21 protein-coding genes are annotated in these 20,001 nt (G+C 67.8%); 9 read left to right on the forward strand and 12 right to left on the reverse strand.

The window, feature by feature from the left end; translation table 11 throughout:
- Window positions 1–128 precede the first annotated feature (128 nt).
- A complete protein-coding gene (locus ABH928_RS02770; RefSeq protein ID WP_370061495.1) occupies window positions 129–1,619 on the forward strand; it encodes a WXG100 family type VII secretion target in 1,491 nt (496 codons plus the stop codon).
- Between the two features lie 2 nt (window positions 1,620–1,621).
- Complete coding sequence (locus tag ABH928_RS02775; RefSeq protein ID WP_370061497.1) at window positions 1,622–1,849, forward strand: hypothetical protein; 228 nt, start codon at window positions 1,622–1,624, stop codon at window positions 1,847–1,849.
- A 21-nt stretch (window positions 1,850–1,870) separates the two neighbouring features.
- Here ABH928_RS02775 and ABH928_RS02780 read toward each other — a convergent pair whose 3' ends face one another.
- The 4 genes from ABH928_RS02780 to ABH928_RS02795 form a co-directional block, all read right to left on the reverse strand.
- A complete protein-coding gene (locus ABH928_RS02780; RefSeq protein ID WP_370061499.1) occupies window positions 1,871–2,218 on the reverse strand; it encodes a hypothetical protein in 348 nt (115 codons plus the stop codon).
- Window positions 2,219–3,603: 1,385 nt separating this feature from the next.
- Window positions 3,604–4,329 (reverse strand): hypothetical protein, encoded by a 726-nt coding sequence (locus tag ABH928_RS02785; protein WP_370061501.1) that lies wholly within the window; start codon window positions 4,327–4,329, stop codon window positions 3,604–3,606.
- 21 nt (window positions 4,330–4,350) lie between these two features.
- Entirely contained in the window at window positions 4,351–4,659 is a 309-nt protein-coding gene (locus ABH928_RS02790) for a type VII secretion target (protein ID WP_370061503.1), read from the reverse strand.
- Window positions 4,659–5,420 (reverse strand): hypothetical protein, encoded by a 762-nt coding sequence (locus tag ABH928_RS02795; RefSeq protein WP_370061505.1) that lies wholly within the window; start codon window positions 5,418–5,420, stop codon window positions 4,659–4,661. Before ABH928_RS02795 ends, ABH928_RS02790 begins: the two co-directional genes overlap by 1 nt.
- Before the next feature lie 936 nt (window positions 5,421–6,356).
- Between ABH928_RS02795 and ABH928_RS02800 the strand changes: the two genes are divergently transcribed.
- The 6 genes from ABH928_RS02800 to ABH928_RS02825 all read left to right on the forward strand — a co-directional run bounded on the left by ABH928_RS02800 (window position 6,357) and on the right by ABH928_RS02825 (window position 9,873).
- Window positions 6,357–6,878 (forward strand): hypothetical protein, encoded by a 522-nt coding sequence (locus ABH928_RS02800; protein WP_370061507.1) that lies wholly within the window; start codon window positions 6,357–6,359, stop codon window positions 6,876–6,878.
- Entirely contained in the window at window positions 6,875–7,453 is a 579-nt protein-coding gene (locus ABH928_RS02805) for a hypothetical protein (RefSeq protein ID WP_370061509.1), read from the forward strand. The genes ABH928_RS02800 and ABH928_RS02805 overlap by 4 nt, the downstream gene beginning before the upstream one ends.
- Before the next feature lie 320 nt (window positions 7,454–7,773).
- Window positions 7,774–8,301, forward strand: a complete 528-nt coding sequence (locus ABH928_RS02810) for a hypothetical protein (RefSeq protein ID WP_370061511.1) — start codon at window positions 7,774–7,776, stop codon at window positions 8,299–8,301.
- Window positions 8,302–8,515: 214 nt separating this feature from the next.
- Window positions 8,516–8,821: a hypothetical protein gene (locus ABH928_RS02815; protein WP_370061513.1), complete on the forward strand. Its 306-nt coding sequence runs from the start codon at window positions 8,516–8,518 to the stop codon at window positions 8,819–8,821.
- Between the two features lie 100 nt (window positions 8,822–8,921).
- Window positions 8,922–9,260 (forward strand): hypothetical protein, encoded by a 339-nt coding sequence (locus tag ABH928_RS02820; protein ID WP_370061515.1) that lies wholly within the window; start codon window positions 8,922–8,924, stop codon window positions 9,258–9,260.
- 199 nt (window positions 9,261–9,459) lie between these two features.
- Window positions 9,460–9,873, forward strand: a complete 414-nt coding sequence (locus ABH928_RS02825; RefSeq protein WP_370061517.1) for a hypothetical protein — start codon at window positions 9,460–9,462, stop codon at window positions 9,871–9,873.
- Between the two features lie 22 nt (window positions 9,874–9,895).
- Here ABH928_RS02825 and ABH928_RS02830 read toward each other — a convergent pair whose 3' ends face one another.
- Complete coding sequence (locus tag ABH928_RS02830; RefSeq protein WP_370061519.1) at window positions 9,896–11,680, reverse strand: ABC-F family ATP-binding cassette domain-containing protein; 1,785 nt, start codon at window positions 11,678–11,680, stop codon at window positions 9,896–9,898.
- A gap of 174 nt (window positions 11,681–11,854) precedes the next feature.
- On the opposite strand from ABH928_RS02830, the gene ABH928_RS02835 reads away from it, so the two are divergent.
- The gene (locus ABH928_RS02835; protein WP_370061887.1) at window positions 11,855–12,442 is read left to right on the forward strand and encodes a Uma2 family endonuclease; all 588 of its coding nucleotides are present in this window, start codon (window positions 11,855–11,857) and stop codon (window positions 12,440–12,442) included.
- Window positions 12,443–12,708: 266 nt separating this feature from the next.
- Here ABH928_RS02835 and ABH928_RS02840 read toward each other — a convergent pair whose 3' ends face one another.
- The 7 genes from ABH928_RS02840 to metG all read right to left on the reverse strand — a co-directional run bounded on the left by ABH928_RS02840 (window position 12,709) and on the right by metG (window position 19,908).
- Window positions 12,709–13,350 (reverse strand): SMI1/KNR4 family protein, encoded by a 642-nt coding sequence (locus tag ABH928_RS02840; RefSeq protein WP_370061521.1) that lies wholly within the window; start codon window positions 13,348–13,350, stop codon window positions 12,709–12,711.
- A gap of 179 nt (window positions 13,351–13,529) precedes the next feature.
- The gene (locus ABH928_RS02845; protein WP_370061523.1) at window positions 13,530–14,534 is read right to left on the reverse strand and encodes a 4-(cytidine 5'-diphospho)-2-C-methyl-D-erythritol kinase; all 1,005 of its coding nucleotides are present in this window, start codon (window positions 14,532–14,534) and stop codon (window positions 13,530–13,532) included.
- Between the two features lie 92 nt (window positions 14,535–14,626).
- A complete protein-coding gene (gene rsmA, locus ABH928_RS02850) occupies window positions 14,627–15,577 on the reverse strand; it encodes a 16S rRNA (adenine(1518)-N(6)/adenine(1519)-N(6))-dimethyltransferase RsmA (protein ID WP_370061525.1) in 951 nt (316 codons plus the stop codon).
- A 30-nt stretch (window positions 15,578–15,607) separates the two neighbouring features.
- Window positions 15,608–16,183 carry a Uma2 family endonuclease gene (locus ABH928_RS02855; RefSeq protein ID WP_370061527.1) on the reverse strand — a complete coding sequence of 192 codons (576 nt, stop codon included), beginning with the start codon at window positions 16,181–16,183 and terminating at the stop codon, window positions 15,608–15,610.
- Between the two features lie 164 nt (window positions 16,184–16,347).
- Window positions 16,348–17,022 (reverse strand): transglycosylase family protein, encoded by a 675-nt coding sequence (locus ABH928_RS02860; protein WP_370061529.1) that lies wholly within the window; start codon window positions 17,020–17,022, stop codon window positions 16,348–16,350.
- 103 nt (window positions 17,023–17,125) lie between these two features.
- Complete coding sequence (locus tag ABH928_RS02865; RefSeq protein WP_370061531.1) at window positions 17,126–18,004, reverse strand: TatD family hydrolase; 879 nt, start codon at window positions 18,002–18,004, stop codon at window positions 17,126–17,128.
- 299 nt (window positions 18,005–18,303) lie between these two features.
- Window positions 18,304–19,908: a methionine--tRNA ligase gene (gene metG / locus ABH928_RS02870; RefSeq protein WP_370061533.1), complete on the reverse strand. Its 1,605-nt coding sequence runs from the start codon at window positions 19,906–19,908 to the stop codon at window positions 18,304–18,306.
- Window positions 19,909–20,001 lie beyond the last annotated feature (93 nt).

Here is a 20,001-nt window from a genome sequence, read left to right on the forward strand (position 1 = left end):
CAGGAGTTACGCCCTTCCGAGGGCAGAGCCGGTGGCGTCGGCCGCCTTTGGGGCGGCGGATGGGTCGTCATACTTCCCCGTCACCGTGTTCCGCACTCAACCGCGCCGGTATCCGCGGACCGCGGAACGTGGGGAATGAGAACGGGGAGACGCAGTTGCTCATCCAGCAGCAGTACGAGGTGAATCCGGAGGCTCTCCTGGGCCTCGCCGGGATGTACGACGGCGAGGCGGCCGCGCTCTCCGGGCAGAGCCAGTCCTTCGCGGGCAGCGCCGAGTCCATCCGGCAGGCCTTCGGGCTGCTCGGCATCCGCGACGGGGCGCTCCAGAAGTACGTCTCGCTGCTCAACAGCACGGTCAAGGCGCTCGGGCTCCAACGCGTGCGTCTACACGGAGGCGGAGCGCCAGATCGCCACGAACATACGCTCCGTGGGTACGGACGCTGGCGCGGGTACCGGCACGGGCGGGCCGGCATGAGCGTCAACAGCTGGATCGACGGCAAGGTCCTGGAAATCCTCCAGGCGTGCGGCGTCGAGCTCCCCGGTGGCGACGGTGCCATGCTCCGCACCATCGCGAGCGGCTGGGACAGCATGGGCGAGTACCTCACCTCCATGACGTCCGCCATCAGCCGCAACGTCGCCGACACCGACCAGCAAGACTGGTCCGGCCCTGCCCGCATGGCGTTCGAGCAGCATTGGCAGTCCCAGGCCTCGTCGATCGACGACATGGCGAACAACTTCCACAAGATCGCCGACGGGCTGCGCGCCTACGCGCAGGAGATCGACAGCATCAACGAGTCGATCATCGACATCTGCGTCCAGATCGCCGAGATGGAGGTCGGAGGCGCCATCCTCTCCATCTTCACGGCGGGCATCGCCGACCTTGTCGCCAACACGGCGGTGGTGGCCAAGGTCATCGACCTGGTGAAGCTCTTCACCACAGCGGCGGAGAAGGTCGCCAAGCTGCTGGAGGACTTCTTCGAACTGAGCGAGGAGACCGCGGCGACGCTGGCCAAGGTCCTCGGCACGGTGGCCAAGTTCAGTGCGAACTTCATGAAGACGGGCTTGGAGAGCTTCGTCACGAACTTCGCCGCCGACACCGGCAGCCAGATAGCAAGCCAGGCGCTGACCGGTCAGAAGGTCAAGTGGGGATCGGACGCGACCAGCGGCGCCTGGGACGCGGCGGGCTCCGCCGTGTTCACCGCGCGCGGCGCCGGCATCGCCGAAGGTGCCGGGATGACCGGCCGCATCGGGCAGATGCTCAGCGGCAACGGCCTCATGGGGACCACCGTGAACGGCGCCGTCGGCAACATCGTCGGTGGCGTCACCATGGACGTGGCCAACGGCTCCAACTTCAACACGATCGCCGCGGACGCCGCCACCAACGCGGCGACCGGCGCGCTCGGCAACGCGGCCAACGACAAGATCTTCGGCGCGATGGAGGACCACGGCAGTCTCGGCGGCGAGAACCTCAGCGACCGGGGCAAGCTGGCGGACGCCGCGTTCAAGGACGGCTTCAGCACCGGCCTCAACACGGCCATCTACACCGGCGGTTCAGGCATCGAGTCCGACATGCAGAACCTGGAAGGCCAGGATCCGAAGCTCACCGTGGGCGGTAAGTAGAGATGCACCAGCAGGTAATGACGCTCGCCACGGGCACGATCAACCCGAACCATCCGGCGACGATGCACGGGTTCGCCTCCGTGCTGCTGTTCCTCGCGTCGCTCGTCTTCCTCGTGCCGGGAGCGATCCTGCTCGTCAAGCTGCCGCGCATGGAGCAGACGGCGAAGGCGTTCGGGCCCGGTCTCGTCCTGCTCGTCCTGGGCGTGCTCGGCGGGGTCGCGCTGCTGTAGCCCTGCTCTGGAGGAACGGCGTCAGCCGTACAGTGAGGCCCGGTTGGCGTAGAGGTCCCTGAGGACGCCGACTTTGGCGGCGTGGTGGATGACCTCGTCCAGGGCGTGCATCGCCAGGCCGAAGGTGTTCGCCCTGGCGAACGATCCCCAGCTCGGTCCCGGCGGGTCCGCCCACCCGCTGGGGCCGAGCCCGTCGAGCCCGGTGTACCAAGCGCGGTAGTGCTGGTCGAGGAAGGTCTGCACGTCGGCGGCGCGGGACGGGTACCTGATGTGCCGGGTGGTCAGCGTCCCGTCCCCGAAGCGCCGCATGGCGAACCCGCCGACCGCCATCCCACCCAGGTACCCGAGCCGCCACGCGATGGTCGTCACCGGCACCGGCACCGGCTCCGGCGCGGGCCCGCCGCCTCCGCCTCCGCCCGTCCTCACCGTCGCGCTGGACCTCGCGCAGCGACCAGCATCCGTCGACGGGCTCCCAGAAGTAGTCGTCATCCGTCAGACCAACGAGCCTCCGGGTCAAGCGCTCCCACACGTAGTCGAACGTCGTGATCAGCGAGGCCGCGGTCGCGGCGGTCACGTCCATGCGCCGATCCAACCGTAGCGAGGCCGTTCGCAGTGCGCGGCGCGCAGTGCCGACCGACGTCGAGAGATTGCATCGCCTGTTCTCGTCGCTGCACGTGTAAAGCTGCTCATCGCCCGAAACACGGTGCTGCGAGCCGCAGCCAGATACCTGGTGATCTCTAACCGTCGCCTCGAACGGCTCCGGCACCGAACACCCGCCGCCAATTAACGGGTCACCACGCATTTCCAAGTGAGAAACTACCGCCCCACACGCGCAGCCTTTTTGGCGTCGGCCTTCGCCCGCCTCGAGACAGCCTTGGGAGATTCGCCGAGCCACCACCAGGTGTAGCTGGCAAGACCACCCGAGACCAAGACCACAGCCACTCCGGCTACTTTGAAGACGGTAGGGGGCCATTGACGCAGTGCCAACGCAAACACGGTGGGGACGCCTACGATGACGACGCCCCTCCAGGCAGCGGCAAAGGTCAGTCTTCCACGGTCTGACATGTCGCGAACTCCAAGACGCTGGTCTAGCAAAAAGAAATCAGGGCCTGAAATATCCATATGTACACGAAATTCAGATCTTTACTGCCACCGGCCAGCGACCAAATAGAAAGGCAGTGCCGTCCACTGCAAGACCGAGCAGCGTCGAGACCTGACTTACCTCCGATCCAACAGCGCAGCACGGCCCAAGAGTCTGTCAGTCGGAGTGCGCGTGAGACAGACCGCGATACGATCACCAACGGGGGCACGACGGCCCGAGTTCCCAACCGACTGGCCACCGGCGGCGAATCTGAACTGGTCACCAAGGAGACCGCGTTTGCCATACCTAGTGTCAGCAATTGGCACTCGGTTCTGCGCCGCGAGAGTCTCCGTTGACAGCGACTAGCGTCCGCCGCGCGCAGCCCTCTTCGCCACGGCCTGCTCGCGCAGAGCAACGGCCTTCGGAGAATCGCCGTACCACCACCACGTGCAGCCGGCGAAACCACCCACAATCGGGACAACAGCGACCATGGCCACTAGGAAGATCGTCGGCGGCCACTGGTGCAAGGCCAGCGCCCCACCAGAGAGAAGAAGGATGATTACGACGCCCCTTAGGGCGGCAGCAAAGGTCAGTCGTGTGCGGTCTGACATGTGACGAACTCCAGGATGCAACAAAAGAATGTAATTATCACAGCCTCGCCAAGGCGCAAGATTCAGATATTTGCTGCCACTGGCCAGCGGCCGAACGGGAAAGCGGTACTATCCACCGCCAGGCCGTGCAGCGTCGACATTTGAGTGGCCATCGTCGCAATGAAACTGACGATCAAGGAGACAGCACCAAGAAGGAGGGCCAACGCCCCGGCGCCTCCACCCAGGCCTGCCAACAATCCAGGAGCAGTACCAACGACTGTAGCGGCCCCAGCAACAGCTGAGGCCTCTGCCGAGATGAATTGAACGAGGCTAGCCGCAACGGCAAGGTAGAAGGCAGCACCAGCTTCGGCAGACGTCGTGAGGGAGCTGGACACCGAATCAGCAATACTAGCCAGCTGAGCTGCCGCACCCGCCTGAGGGCCGACCGCAGTGCTGTAGGCCGATGCCGCACCCCCCGACCAGTTGCCAATCGAACCCAGCGCATTCACATCGACTGCAGTGCCACTCGCTACTCCGCGTAGCGTTTCCCAGCTATAGGAGTTCTGCCACATTTTAATGGGAGCCCCAATGCCTTCGATGACCTCGTGCATGATATGCAAAAATTCTTCAGCAAGCTTAATTATCTCATTCTTTGCATAAATGATAATACTCGCAACCTCTGGAGGGAGGAGCAAATCATTGAGGATCCGACACACTTCCTCATCAATCTTTGATGCCTTTCGAGCAACCTCTGGGGTTTTTTGATTTACCCTCTGGACAACTTCGTCAAACTGAGAGGCATTGAACATTTCAATTCTCCATTTCCCTGATCAGGAGTGAAGCATTCGGAACGACTGCGCCGTCGACGCCTCGTGCGCTTCGTAGCCGTGCGCCGAAGTACGCAGAGCTTTCGCAATGTTCTGCATTTCCTCGCAACCCTGCATTGCGCGAGCCTGCACAGCCCCTACCACCGCATCCAGCCCAGAGGTGATAGGAAGGAATATTCCGGCAGTTATACCGCCCATGGCAAGAGTTCGAACTTCGGCACTGATGCTCGAGAGCCTTTCTCCCTCACCGTCCCACTCATTGGCAGCCCGGAGGAGGGCATCCGCGGTGACGGAGTAGCCTGAGGAACTCATCAGTGAATCCCCCCGCCGCTCGAAGCCCGTTGAACCATGCTCAGCCCATTAGCCATCTGAGCCATCAATTCTGTCACCAATGCAGTGCTCCTATCGCGAAACCCCGCCCCTCGCATAACCGAATCCTGTCGCGCCTCTTGAAGCGCCGAACGGATGGCGGCCTCGATCCGATAGTCATCTTCGTGTTCTGCCCACCGGGGATCAATTGTGCAGCTTTGCATGGCATGCTCGGTCAAGATTATGGACACGCTCCTTTGCGGTCCCCTATCAGGTGCGCTTCCAGCGATAGAATCACCCTGACCTGTTTGGTCAAAACTATCTAGAAGGGACAGCACGTCCTCGGCTATCACCGATAGTTCGCGCGGCGGATCCGAAGCGATCTGCACATTCTTGAGGTAGACGTCACGCCAATCCGTACTAGCAGCTCGGTCGTCCCCTAGCCCTTCAAGGTCTGACATCATGGCCGTGACACCCTCGGCATCGAGTGCCTGCCCCCATGCGGTCATACGCTTTCCTGTCGCTTCTTGTGCAGCCGCGATGACGGCAGCGGAAAGCCTCGTAGCGCCACATTTGTTGCGCCAGCCCGGCAGGAGCCGAATGCTCTCTGGGAGGCCATCCTCTGCCAGGCGGATGCGTATTGATCCCGACTGGTCCTCTGCCTCGAAGGAGCCAACTGATACTTCGCTGGCCCGTTTGGTCACATCCATCAGCTGGGCCAGGCGTCCTTGTGTTCGCGACAACTGCTCGATCAGATGCTGCACGTTCTCCCCAAGTTGTGGTCGATTCGTACGGACTGCATTCACGGCCTCTGAGTGCCGAGAAGCCCTTGGCAAAGGGCTCCAGGACAATTGACACTGGGACAACCGTCTGGCCGACTCCTCGTGCGCGCGAGATCCGTGCGCAGCCTCACGGATGCGCAGTCCGCCTCGGCTAACCCTGCCTATGCGGCATCATCCGCACACAGTCAGACCGCTCAACTGCACGCCAGGAAGCGCTAGATGTGTGTCGTCGCCTGCGCCAGGACCGCCCATTGGGCTCTCCAACTGAGCACGGCTCGCAAAGCCCTCATGGGCACCCACCACAACGTTCCCCCGTTGCTGTCAACATCTGTGGCTCTACGGCGCAAAGCTGCGTCGCACGGCACAGTTCGGGCAGGTGTCCCGGCGCCGTCCCCACGGATCTAGCTTGGCAAGGGACTCTACACTGCGTGGCCGACGGGACATCAGGTGGCTGATGCTCACATCACAGACTCGAAGCCGAGTCCTGCCTTGCTTCCCCGGTGCTTGCGCTCCCTCCACCAACCGATGCAAGGTCACGTTGTGTACACTACAACGCCCAGCGGGTTCGGGAGGACGGCGATGATGGGCTCGGAGATGAGAATCGGGTTCAGCAGGCTACCCCTTTCAAGGCTCATCCTGAGCCAGGCCGCCCAGAGGGCCTGCACCGCTGGTGGGTTCGATGAAACCTGGCGAGCCCGCCCCGCCAAAAACCACGCAGCGCACGGCACAGGCTGATGCACGTCGACACCCACGAAGAGTTTGCCGCCCGCCTGCCGGTAAGTACACCCGTGGCGACATATATCGGCAGGGATCCAACGGGCCATCCCTCGGATGGCATCCCACCTCGCTCCGACCCAGCGGTCCACTCTCACCAGCGCACCCTGACACCATCGCCTGTCCAGACGGGCCAAGGACGACATGAATCTGGAAGAGCTCGCAACTGAGTTGCTGCGCCTGACGCCGAGCTTCACTCGCCCATGGCGGGGTAACCGCCATGACTATGCCCTGGCAGTCTGGATCTGCAGGCTCTACGGCTGTGACATCCGTGTCCGCCAGGACGACTGGAGTCAGCGTTACGGTAGCGACATCTGGCTCGACGTGGACTACACGCGCATCGACGAGCCGGGCGCACGACGCCGAGCCGAATGGATGCGCAACCCGGCCGGGGATCCGACCTACCCGCCACCTGTGACCTGGCAATTGAACGGCGGCTTCGGATTCAACCCGCCCGGCTGGCACCCTGCCGCGCGGTTGGTGATCACCCCAGACGTTGAACGCTCCCTCATCTACAACGAGGAGGTGTACAGGCAACAACTCCACGAGCGGTTCGGGGGCTGGAGCCGCTCGACACGTCGCCCTGATCCGAACCTGCCGCCTGCACCGCCACCGCCTCCGCCGCCGGACACCATCACCTATCCCGACGAGGAAAGACACCCATGACCGACACCGTCGACATCGAAGTCGAGCTCGAGCTGCCGCCGGACTTCCGCGCGTTGACCATCGGTGCCAGCCGCGACGAGGCGCGCACCAAGCTGGCCGAGCAGCTCGACGTGCGGGCCCTGAAGGCGTCCGCCGCCGCCTTGGACGCGTTGGCGAACGAGTACGCGGCCACGTCACAGTGGCTCGCCAGAAGCGGGGTGTTCTATGCCGCCACGTGTCTCGGGCTGCTGGACGGGGAGTTGACGCTCGCCACGCTCACGATGGCGATGGCACCGATGGACTGCAAGGATCTGGACACCGCCGTGGACGGGATCGTGGAGATCCTCGGCGCGGCCGACCCCGAGGAGCGCGCAGCAAAGCGATATGAGCTGCCGTGCGGCCCCGCCGCCGTGGCGGTCGGGGCGGCGGTGGAGATGGTGCTGCCTGCCGCCGAGGCCGGAACGGAGGAGGACTTCCCCGTGCAGGTCGCCTCGTTGGAGGCGTGGATCCCCGTCCCCGCGGCGGTCGACCCGACCCAGCAGAGCGCGATCGTGCTGCGCTTCAGCACGCCGAGCATGCACCACTGGGAGGCATAATGCCCCGTCCTCGTCGAGGCACTGCAGACGCTCCGCTTCCCCACCGCCGGAGACGGTGCTGCGCCAGCCGATCCGTTCGCCGCCGCCCCTAACGCAGCGGAAGCCGACCCGTTCACCGGGGCAGGCACGAGCAACAGTGCCGGTGCCGTTCCTACCCCCGCCGCCAGCGCAACCGGATCGCGTCCGCACTGGGCTAAACCGGCGGGAGCTCAGGCACCCGACTCGCCCGGGGCACGATTCGTAGGGCCAGCAGTGGCAGGCATCGGAACACGCCGTTGGCAAGGGAGAGGAGACTATCGGCATCGTGACAAGTGAGGGCCATGCGCACTGACAGCCACGAGGAGTTCGCCGCCCGCTTGTTGGCGTGTGCGCCCAAGGCGACATACACCGGCAGGCACCTCGTCAGGGACTACTCGCTCGCGATCTGGATCGCCCGACGCTACGGCTACCGCTACCCGGACATCCACCGGGGCTGGGGCAACAGCTCCTCCCTCACGGGCGCGGGTCACGGTCGCGTTCTCGAGTTCTGGCGCGACGACGACCCCGCGGCGCAGCGCTCGGCTGCGTGGATGCGCAACCCTGCCGCCGCACCCACCTTCCCGCCGCCCATCGCGTGGACCACCACCGGCGGGTTCGGTGGGTTCCACCCACCGGGCTGGCACCCCGCCGTCCACCTCCTGATCACTCCGGAGGTCGAGATGGAACTGCGTGATCTGGACCGGACCATGGCCTACACGCTGGACATGCATACGTGGAACGGAATCCCGCGCCACCCCGAACCGGTCCGTCCGCCCGCGCCGCTCCCTCCACCGCCCCCGGACACCATCACTTACCCAGACGGACAGTGAACGCATACATGAGACAACCCATCATGAATTTGCCCTGCAGATGCTGTCCCTGAAGCCAAGCATCAGGTTCGCTGCCCTCATCTCTGCAGCACCCCGACCCTTCTCTCACGCTGTCTGGCTTGGGCGCACGTACGGATACAACTACAGCGGGGCCCACACACCCGTGATCGGAGGTGGCCGCGTCCAAACCGAGGAAGGCCACGAGCTGATCTTCATGCGCGACGACGAACCCGGCGCTCGACGTCGCGCCGAATGGATGCGCAATCCCGCAGGCGACCCCGCCTATCCGCCGCCGGTTGCCTGGCATCTCAACGGCGGCCAGGGCTTCTGCCCGCCCGACTGGCACCCCGACGCGCGACTGATCATCACGCAGGAGGTTGCCGCAGGCCTGCACTACAGCGATGACCAGTTCATCCGCACGCTCGGCCTGCCGCTCTGGACCGCCAAGCGGCACCGCTCCGTCCCCGGCCCCCTCCCCTCACAGCCACCGGGCACCATGCCACATCCAGGCAGGCGGTAATGTCATGCAAGAAACCCCCCTTCCCGTATTCGCCCGGAAGATGCTGTCTTTGGCGCCTTCCGCCAACTGCTCCGTGAGCAGCAGCGCAGGTCCTCGGTCGTTGGCCTTCGCTACCTGGATCGCCAGCCTGTACGGGTATACCTACTGGAGGACGGACGAGATTCCCGGTGGACGCTATGAGATGCCGGGACACGACCTGATCTTCGTGCGCAACGACGACCCTGGCGCACGCCGTTGCGCCGAGTGGATGCGCAACCCAGCCAGCGACCCCACCTACCCGCCGCCCGTGGCCTGGCACCTCAACAGCGGCATCGGCTTCTGCCCGCCCGGCTGGCACCCTGCAGTGCGGCTCATCGTCACCCCAGAGGTCGAACGCTTTCTGCACGGCGAAGACGCCGAGTTCGTCCAGAGGCTCCACCTTTCGTGGCTCAACAGATGAACGTCTTCGGCCGGGCGCGGTGTCCCGCCGACGTCGTCTCCACCATTGCCTGGCAACTCCGCCTACCCTGGACAGCCCCGTGAACCCGACCGCAGGACTCGAAAGTCTCGCCGCCCGAATGCTCACTCTGGAGCCGAGGTTCACCACCTTTGCGGGTTCCTCTCCACGAGAATGCGCACTCAAGGTCTGGGTGGGACGCATGTACGGCTACACGTACGACGAGGGCCTGAGTATCTTCGCCTTCAACAAGGGGGTCGGCTCTCTGCTTGAACTGGGCTTCGTGCGCGAGGACGAGCCAGCCGCGCGTCGGCGTGCGGAGTGGATGCGCAACCCCGCCGCCGATCCCACATACCCGCCACCCATCGCCTGGCACCTCAACGGGGGCGTCGGCTTCTGCCCTCCTGGCTGGCACCCCGCCGCTCGGGTCGTCATCACCGTTGAGGTGGAGCGTTCACTTCGCTACAACACGGCACAGTTCGCCAGGAAGATGCGGGCCAGGGACATATACGCGCCCGGCGAGGAGGATCTCTCCTTCAAGGACCTGCCCCCGCTGCCGCCACCTCCACCCCCGCCGAGCACCATCGCCTACCCGGACGACGAACGGCAGCGGTGAGGCGACCCCCCGCCGGGGACGCTCACGCGTCCTCGGCGAGCTCCAGCCACTGCATCTCCAGCTCGTCGCGCTCGTCCTTCACCGCCCGCAGCTGTGCGTCGAGTTCGGCGATCTTGCCGAAGTCGGCGGCGTGCTCGGCCATTTGGGCGTGGAGCTTGGTCTCCTTCTGCTCCAGCTTGGAGAGCTGACGCTCGATCCGCTGGAGCTCCTTCTTCGCCGTGCGCGTGTCGCCGCCGGCCTTCTTCGGGGCCGGGGCCGGGGCCGTGGCCTCGACCAGGGCGGCGCGGCGCTCCAGGTACTCGTCGATGCCGCGCGGGAGCATCCGCAGGCGGCGGTCGCCGAGCAGCGCCCAGACGGTGTCCGTCGTCCGCTCGATGAAGAAGCGGTCGTGGGAGATGACGACGAGCGAGCCGGGCCAGCCGTCGAGGAGGTCCTCCAGCTGGTTGAGGGTCTCGATGTCGAGGTCGTTGGTCGGCTCGTCCATGAACAGGACGTTCGGCTCGTCCATCAGCAGACGCAGCAGCTGAAGTCGGCGGCGCTCACCGCCCGACAGGTCGGAGACCGGCGTCCACTGCTTCTCCTTGGTGAACCCGAAGGTCTCGCAGAGCTGGCTCGCCGACAGCTCGCGCCCCTTGCCGAGGTCGACGCGTCCGCGGATCTGCTCGACCGCCTCCAACACGCGCAGCGTGCCGGGGAGTTCGGCGACCTCCTGGGAGAGGTACGCGAGCTTGACCGTCTTGCCGACGATCACCTTGCCGCTCGCGGGCTGCGTCTCGCTGTCGGTGGCCCACGCCTGCTGCATCGCGCGCATCAGTGAGGTCTTGCCCGCGCCGTTCACGCCGACCAGACCGATGCGGTCGCCGGGGCCGAGCTGCCAGGAGAGACGTTCCAGCAACAGCTTGTCACCGGCCTGGACGGTCACGTCCTCCAGGTCGAAGACGGTCTTGCCGAGCCGCGAGTTGGCGAAGCCCATCAGCTCGACCTTGTCACGCGGCGGCGGCACGTCCGCGATCAGCTCGTTGGCGGCCTCGACGCGGAACCGCGGCTTGGAGGTGCGGGCGGGCGCGCCGCGACGCAACCAGGCCAGCTCCTTGCGGACCAGGTTCTGCCGCTTGGTCTCCTCCGTCGCCGCGATCCGGGCGCGCTCGGCGCGGGCGAAGACGTAGTCGGAGTAGCCACCCTCGTACTCGTGGACGGCGCCGGACTGGACGTCCCACATGCGGGTGCAGACCTGGTCGAGGAACCAGCGGTCGTGGGTGACGACGACCAGCGCCGAGCGGCGTGCCTGCAGGTGGCCGGCGAGCCAGGCGATGCCCTCGACGTCGAGGTGGTTGGTGGGCTCGTCGAGGACGAGCAGGTCGTGGTCCTCGATCAGCAGCTTCGCCAGCGCGATGCGGCGGCGCTCACCACCCGACAGCGGGCCGATGACGGTGTCCAGGCCCTGCGGGAAGCCGGAGAGGTCCAGGCCGTCGAACAGGCCGGTGAGCACGTCGCGGATCCTGGCGTCGCCCGCCCACTGGTGGTCGGCCTTGTCGCCGACGACCTCGTGGCGGATGGTGGCCTTCGGGTCCAGCGCGTCGCCCTGGGCCAGCACGCCGATCTGCAGGCCGGTCACGTGCGTGACCCGGCCGCCGTCCGGCTCCTGGCTCTTGGCCATGATCTGCGTCAGCGTCGACTTCCCGTCGCCGTTGCGGCCGACGACACCGATGCGGTCACCTTCACTCACGCCGACGGACACGCCGTCGAGCACGGCTCGGGTGCCGAAGATCTTGCTGACGTCTTCGACGGTGACGAGGTTGACTGCCACTGGTGCTGTACTCCTGAGCGACTACGCGTACGACGGACGGCCGACGTCCCAGCCTAGTCGCCCCGCGCCACCCCCGTCCGCGCGGTTGTTCGCGGCGTGCCCTCGGACCGTGCGTATCGTTGGACAAGGCAACTGTCCGTACCCGTGCGGCAGCGGGGAGGAGCCACGGTGACCATCGCACTTCACGACGACAGGACCGACATGGCCGACGAGAGCGAAGAGCTCACCCTCGACGCGATGTTCGAGGCGCTGGAGCGGATGCCAGTCCCCGAGGGCTGCAAGGTCGAGATCGTCGAGGGGGCCGTCTACACGACGCCGCAGCGGGACGTCCACTGGGACGTCATCCTGGACGTCGTCGAGCAACTGCGGACGAAGTACGCCCGAGCCCGGGTGAAATCGGACGTCCGGATCGACTTCCCCGGTCGCCTCAACGGCTTCACGACCGATGTGACGGCGCTGGCGAAGGATGCCACCAAGACCGAAAAGGGCCGTTGGCGCTACCGAGACATCGAGTTCGTCGCCGAGGTGATCTCCAGGGACACGGCGGCGAACGACTACGGCCCGAAGAGGTCCGTGTACACGGTCGCGAAGGTCCCGGTGTGCCTGATCGTCGACCCCTACACCGCCCAGTGCCACCTGTTCACCCTGCCCAAGGACGGCGAGTACCGGAACGAGCTCACGCTCGACTTCGGCGACCCGGTGGATCTGACCGGGACGGTCGTCGGCCTCGTCCTCGCGACGGACGAGTTCCCCCGCGACTGAGCGTCGCCGTTCCGCTTTCTCCCCGACCCGCCGCGTGACTTCGGTGAGCAGGCGGGCGAGGAGGTCCGTCAGGGCTGTGCGTTCGTCGGCGGTCAGGTCGGCGACGAGAGCGGCCTCGCGGCTGAGGACGGCGTCTACGGATTGCTCGATCAGGGCGTGGCCCGCGTCCGTGAGGCTCACCAGAACCGCGCGGGAGCCGGGTTCGGCGGAGGGGCTGCGCACCACCAGGCCCTCGCGCTCAGCGCGGGCCGGGGAGTCCGGGAAGGTCACTCAACGCGCAGTCGGACGGTCGCGCCGTCCGGCAGGTCGTGCACCTGCTGAGCGATCGGGCCCCGGATGCGCATCGCCGCCACCGCGTCGTGCGCGACGAAGTTGTCGAAGTCGTAGCCCCCGCCACCCACGAAGAACGTCCGCGGAACCAGCCGGTGGGCCGGGTCGAGCGGGCCGTTCTCCTGCTGGTACGCGTAGGCGAACGACGCCGCGCCGTTCACGTCCGGGTCCGCCAGCAGCCAGGCGGCCCAGGCCTCCAGGCTGTCGCCGAGCACCTCGCGCCCAGCGGTCTCCGGGTCGAAGCGGACCACCTCGCGCCCTTCGACGACGGCGAACTGCGTGCCGAAGATGTCCTGCGCGAAGCAGAACAGGTCGTCGGCCAGGCCGTCGTAGGTGTCCTTCCAGATGTCCTCGCGGTTCCACGTCAACACGTCGTGGCCGAGGCCCTGGTCGCCCGCGCGGAAGACCTGGACGCCGGCGTTGAAAAGGAAGAAGCCGTTGATCCGCGACAGCACGGCGCCCAGTTCGGCGAGCGGGCCGCCCGTGGTGCCGAAGTCGAGCTCGATCGACGGGCCCATCGGGCCACGGGCGCGGCCGAGCAGGGTCTCCAGCGCGTTCGAACCGGTCGCCTCGGTCATCATCAGATCCTGTTCTCGGTTCGCGTGCCGTCCTCGCGCCGTGCTTCGGGGCCGATCGCATGGGTCGGGGCAAGTAGTCAGTCACGCACCCTATCCGTCGCGAGCGATCGAGCGATCGAGCGGCCGGCCGGCCTGAGGCTTCGCCGGAGTGACCGGATGACGATCGGTCAATTCCGGCTTCAGGCCAGGGAGGCTCCGGCAACAGGGCCGACCGCTGTCCTGACGTTACGACAGGTACCGGACGCGGCAAGGGCGTTGGCGACGGCGGCGGCGTCGGACGCGTCCTTGGTCAGGAAGGCGCAGGTCGGGCCGGAGCCGGAGACCAGGGCGCCGATCGCGCCTGCATCCGTGCCGGCGCGGAGGGTGTCCGCGAGGGAGGGGCGGAGCGAAAGGGCCGCCGCCTGAAGGTCGTTGGTGAGTGCCGCGCCGAGCGCGGCCGGGTCGCCGGTGGCGAGGGCGTCCAGCAGCGCGCGGTCCGCTGCGGGCGTGGGCACGTGCGACTCGTCCGCGCCGCCCGGGCCACCGGCCTGCTCGCGCAGGCGGTCGCACTCGCCGTAGACGGCGGGCGTGGAGAGGCCGCCGTCGGCAACCGCGAAGACCCAGTGGAACGCGCCCTGCGTCGGAACCGGCGTCAGCTGCTCGCCGCGTCCCTCACCGAGGGCGACCCCGCCGTGCAGCGAGAACGGCACGTCGCTGCCGAGCTCGGCGGCCAGCGCGAAGAGCGTCTCGCGCGGAGTGGAGAGCCCCCACAGCGCGTCGCAGGCCAGCAGCGCCGCCGCGCCATCCGCGCTGCCACCCGCCATGCCGCCGGCGACCGGGATGTCCTTGGCGATGTGCAGCCGCACGTCCGCCGGGACGCCGTGGTGCGCGGCCAGCGCCTGCGCCGCGCGGGCGGCGAGGTTGGTGCCGTCGGTCGGGACGACGGCGGCGTCCGGGCCCTCGACGGTGATCGTCACACCCTCCCCCGGCTCCCCCGGACGCGCGGTGACCTCGTCGAAGAGGCCGACCGCGAAGAAGACCGTGGCCAGCGCGTGGAACCCGTCGGCCCGCCGACCGCCCACCGCGAGCTGCACGTTGACCTTGGCGGGCACACGGACGGTGACCGCGGCGGTGACAGCAGCAGCGGTGCCGGTGTCGGCCCCGTCCGTCACGCGGGCGGCGTCGGCGTGGTGGTCGGCGGTCATGGCGGAGGCACTCCTGGCACTCAGGGTTGACGGGTGGACGGGTTGACGGGTGGACGGGTTGACGACTGGGCGGGTTGGTTGCGGAACAGCCGCTACAGCGGCGGGTGTTCGGCCGCGGGCTTCGCCGGTTCCGGCTTGTGCTCGGCGATCGCCACGAACTGTTCCACCGTCAGCGCCTCGCCGCGCAGCCGGTGGTCGACGCCCGCCGCGCTCAGCGCCGCCTCGGCGGCGGCCGGGCTGCCCGCCCACCCGGCGAGCGCGGCGCGCAGCGTCTTGCGGCGCTGTGCGAAGGCCGCGTCCACCACGGCGAAGACCTCCTTGCGCGAGGCGGTGGTCTTCAGCGGCTCGTCGCGGCGGATCAGCGAGACCAGCCCGGAGTCGACGTTGGGCGCGGGCCAGAAGACGTTCCGCCCGATCGCCCCGGCACGCTTGACGTGCGCGTACCACTGGGCCTTGACCGACGGGACGCCGTAGACCTTGTTGCCCGGCTGCGCGGCAAGCCGGTCAGCGACCTCCTTCTGCACCATGACGAGCGTCCGCTCGATGCTCGGGAAGGTCTCCAGCATGTGCAGCAGCACCGGAACCGCGACGTTGTAGGGGAGGTTGGCGACCAGCGCGGTCGGCGCGGGGCCGGGCAGCTCGGTCACGGTCATCGCGTCGGCGTGCACCAGCGCGAAGCGGTCCGCGCGCCCCGGCATCCGGGAGGCAACGGTGGTCGGCAGGTGCTGCGCGAGCAGCGAGTCGATCTCGACGGCCGTCACCCGGTCGGCCACCTCCAGCAGCCCGAGCGTCAACGACCCGAGCCCGGGCCCGACCTCCACCACGACGTCCTCCGGCCGCACCTCGGCGGCCCGGACGATGCGGCGCACGGTGTTGGCGTCGATGACGAAGTTCTGCCCACGCTGCTTGGTCGGCCGCACACCGAGCGCTCCGGCCAGCTCACGGATGTCGGCGGGGCCCAGCAGCGCGGAGTCGGCGGTGGCAGGCGCAGACGGGGCGTCGGCGGGCTCGGCGGCCTCAGGGGCGGGATCGGTGGTGCTCACCCGCCAAGGATACGGGGCCGGAAGGTGCGGTCAGAGCTGCAGCAGGGCGGTGAGGTCGATGCTGATGGGGAAAGGAAAGTCAGTCCGGAGGTAACCCTCGTGCGCGGTGACCGGCGTGTAGACGCCGCTCTTCTCGTCTCGTCGGAACTCGTGCACCACGGGCTGGTCGTCGCTCCCACGCTCGACCCGCCAGAAGGCAGGCACCCCGGCCTGGGCGTAGAGCCCCGGCTTGGTCAGCCGGTCCTGGGCCCGACTGCCATGCGAGACCACCTCGACGCAGAGCGACACGGCGGAGACAGGCAGGCACTCCACCTCGAAGAAGTCCAGGTCGGTCGGGTCGAACACCAGGACATCGGGCTTGAGAACGGTGTCCTCCGCAAGGAGGGTGCAGCGCTCCACTCCGGTCGCGTACGGCTTGGCCCGCGTGCTGCGTAGGGCAAAGTGCAGCCCGTCCCGCACCTCGTCGTGCCACTGTGTCGTCATACCCCTGGGCACGATGACTCCATCGATCAGCTCCCAGTCATAGGGCAGGTCCAGGTCCTTGGCCTGCTCGTACGTCCACCCATATGGAAGCTGGGTCGTGTCGTCGACCGTCATCGCGGTCATCCTCCTCGCCTCCCTCGCCCCGGTGCGGATGACATCGCTATTCAGCCCAGGGGCCAGGGTGAGGTGCCGAATCGATTCTCTATCAGCCGTATCCGTCGAGCCAAGGCGCACTGCTCACGCGCGCTCCCATTGTGCTCCCACGCGCTGCGCGTAGGCGGAAAGGATCAGCGCTCGGCGCGGCGGCCGCAGGAGGGCCAGGGGGAGAGGCCGCGTTCGCGGTAGAGGGCGCGGGCGCGGGTGGTCTGTTCCGAGGGGGAGGCGTCCTGGGGCAGGCCGTGGCCGCCGAGGCTGTGCCAGGTGTGGGCGTCGAACTGGTAGAGCCCGCCGTAGTGGCCGCTCGGGTCGGTGACGTGCGGGTTGCCGCCGGACTCGCACCGGGCCAGGGCGAGCCAGTCCATGGCGCCGGTGACGTGGATGTCCTCCTCGGATCTCCCGCGATGGCGTCCACGTGGCGCGAAGCCGTCGCCCCACGCACTCGCCGCGTCCGCGCCCAGGGGGTCCATCGAGCGGCGGTGCGGCCTGGCGTGCCGGGCGCGGTGTGCCGCCTTGACGGTGGCGGGCGGGTTGGAGTGCTGCGGGGCGAGCAGTTCGCGCAGCAGCGGCGTGGCGGCGGGCGCGATGGGCATCACGGCGCTCTGGCTCAGCTGCTGGGTCTGGGTGGGCACTTCGTCAGCCACCGTGTCCGGCGTGGTGTCCGACGCCTCGCTGACGCGGTCGGCGTCGCCCGCGTGCGGCGGCTGCTCCGCGAGGAACGCGCCGGTCCCGCCCACCAGGAGGGCGAGGATCAGCGCCTGCTGCAGCGCGCGTGGCGAACGGACAGCGGTCGAGGGCTTGTTCACGGGTTGCCCAACGAGCGCGTCGCGACGGCGGTCACTGGGCCGGTCGGGTGGTGACGAGCCCGTTCACCGTTCGAGTTCTGGGCTCAGCATTCGACTTCTGGGCTCAGTAGTCGAACGCACGCGCGGTGTTGGCGGCAACGGCGGCGGCCATCTCGTCCTCGCCGATGCCCCTGACCTCCGCCATCGCCCGCAGGGTCACCGGGATCAGGTACGGCGCGTTCGGCCGCCCACGGAACGGCGCGGGGGTGAGGAAGGGCGCGTCGGTCTCGACCAGGATCCGGTCCAGCGGGGCGACCTCGAGCGCGGCCCGCAGGTGCTTGTTGGCCGGGAAGGTGACCGGCCCGGCGAACGAGAGGTAGTAGCCCGCGTCGGCGCAGACCTTGGCCATCTCCTCGTCGCCCGAGTAGCAGTGGAAGACGGTCCGCTCCGGCGCGCCCTCCTCGACCAGGATGCGCAGCACGTCCTCGTGCGCGTCCCGGTCATGGATGACCAGGGCCTTGCCGTGCTTCTTCGCCAGGGCGATGTGGCGCCGGAACGACTCCTGCTGCACCTCGACGCCCTCGGGCCCGGTCCGGAAGTAGTCCAGGCCCGTCTCCCCCACGCCACGCACCTGCGGCAACGCGGCCAGCGCGTCGATCTCCTCGATCGCCGCGTCCAACGCGGCCATCCCGCCGGGGGCGCGCTTCTGCCCGCTCCACCCGTCCGGGTCGCCGAGGACGATCCGCGGGGCCTCGTTGGGGTGCAGGGACACGGTGGCGTGAACGTTGTCGTGTTGAGCCGCGAGCTCCGCGGCCCACCGTGACCCCGGGATGTCGCAGCCGACCTGGACGAGGGTGGTCACTCCGACTGAGGCGGCCTTGGCGAGGATCTCCTCCGGCGTCGCGTCCTGCATGTCCAGGTGCGTGTGCGAGTCCGCGACGGGCACGCGGAGCGGCTCCGGCACCGGAGGCGGCGTGCTGTTGTCGCTCTTCGAGCGGGCCACGGAGGGTTCCTTTCGATCTTCGAGTCAGTTGCAGCATTGAGGGGCGCGGGGCTCTGCTTGATCAACTGCGCGCGCGAACAACCACCCTCCCCCGGCCGAAAGGCTGGGGGATTGGCGCGCCCACGCGGCGGAGCGGCAGATCAGCGGAGCCCCGCGCCCCTGATTGTGCAACCACCTGCGGCAGCACGGGCTCGACCACTCGTGCCCACGCCGCAGAGCCGCAGAGCCGCAGAGCCGCAGATCAGCACAGCCCCGCGCCCCCGGACAGTGCAACTACCTGCGGGAGCTCAGAGCACCCGTCAGTCCTTCTTCTCCTCAAGGCGCGGGAAGAGGATCTCGCCCTTGGTGACGGTCACCCCCGCCGGGAGCGTGCCCCACTGCGCAACCGCGTCGATCCGCTGGTCGGCGAGCGCACCCAGCGCTGCCTCCGCGCCGAGGGAGTCCCAGAGCAGGCCGGCGACCCGCGGCATGACCGGGTTCAGCAGGACCGCCAGCGCGCGCAGCGACTCCGCCGCCGCGTAGAGGATCGTGGCGAGGCGGGCCTGGCCCTCGGGCGACTCGTCCTTCGCGACCTTCCACGGCTCCTGCTCGGTGAGGTAGCCGTTGACCTGCTTGACGAAGTCGAAGATCGCGCCGATGCCGCCCGCGAAGTCCAGCTTCTCGCCGATCCTGTCGTCCGCCTCGGCGACGGCCTTGGCCAGGCCCTCCGCCAGCGCGGCCTCGGCCGGACCGGGCGCCGTCGCCTCGGGCAGCACGCCGCCGAAGTACTTGCCGACCATGGCCGCGACGCGCGAGGCGAGGTTGCCGAAGTCGTTCGCCAGCTCGGACGTGTAGCGGGCGGAGAAGTCCTCCCACGAGAACGAGCCGTCCGTGCCGAACGGGATCGCGCGCAGGAAGTAGTAGCGGTAGGCGTCCACGCCGAAGTGCGAGGTCAGGTCCTGCGGCGCGATGCCGGTGAGGTTGGACTTGCTCATCTTCTCGCCGCCGACCATCAGCCAGCCGTTGGCGACCACGCGCTTGGGCAGCGGCAGGCCGTTGGCCATCAGCATGGCGGGCCAGATCACCGCGTGGAAGCGGAGGATGTCCTTGCCGACCAGGTGCACGTCGGCCGGGAAGGTCGCGTCGAACTTCGCCTGGTCGGAGCCGTAGCCCACGGCCGTGGCGTAGTTGAGCAGGGCGTCGACCCACACGTAGATGATGTGCTTCGGGTCCCAGGGGATCTGCACGCCCCAGTCGAAGGTGGAGCGGGAGATGGAGAGGTCCTGCAGGCCCTGCTCGACGAAGCGGACGACCTCGTTGCGCGCGGACTCGGGCTGGATGAAGCCCGGGTTGGCCGCGTAGAACTCCAGCAGCTTGGGCCCGTACTCGGAGAGCTTGAAGAAGTAGTTCTCCTCCTTCAGCATCTCCACGGGCGTCTTGTGGATCGGGCAGAGCTTCTGACCGGCGAACTTGCCCTCACCGTCCAGGAGTTCACCCGGGGCCTTGTACTCCTCGCAGCCGACGCAGTACGGGCCCTCGTAACCGCCCTGGTAGATCTCGCCCTTGTCGTAGAGGTCCTGGACGAACTCCTGCACCCGGGCCGTGTGGCGGTCCTCGGTGGTGCGGATGAAGTCGTCGTTGGCGATCTCCAGGTGCTGCCAGAGCGGCTTCCAGGCCTCCTCGACCAGCTTGTCGCACCACTCCTGCGGAGTGACGCCGTGGGCCTCGGCCGTGCGCATGATCTTCTGACCGTGCTCGTCCGTGCCGGTGAGGTACCACACCTGCTCGCCGCGCTGGCGGTGCCAGCGGGTCAGCACGTCGCCTGCGACGGTGGTGTAGGCGTGGCCCAGGTGCGGGCGGTCGTTGACGTAGTAGATCGGCGTCGAGACGTAGTAGCTCTTGCCGGGGTTCTGGACGGCGGTCATGCCGTAATGATATCGGCCCGAGCCCTGCCCCTCGTCCGCGTGATCAGCCCTTGAGAGAGACGCGGACAGAGGCCCGCACCGAGGCCCGGAGAG

This window comes from Streptacidiphilus sp. MAP5-3, assembly GCF_041262505.1.
Classification (GTDB): domain Bacteria; phylum Actinomycetota; class Actinomycetes; order Streptomycetales; family Streptomycetaceae; genus Streptacidiphilus.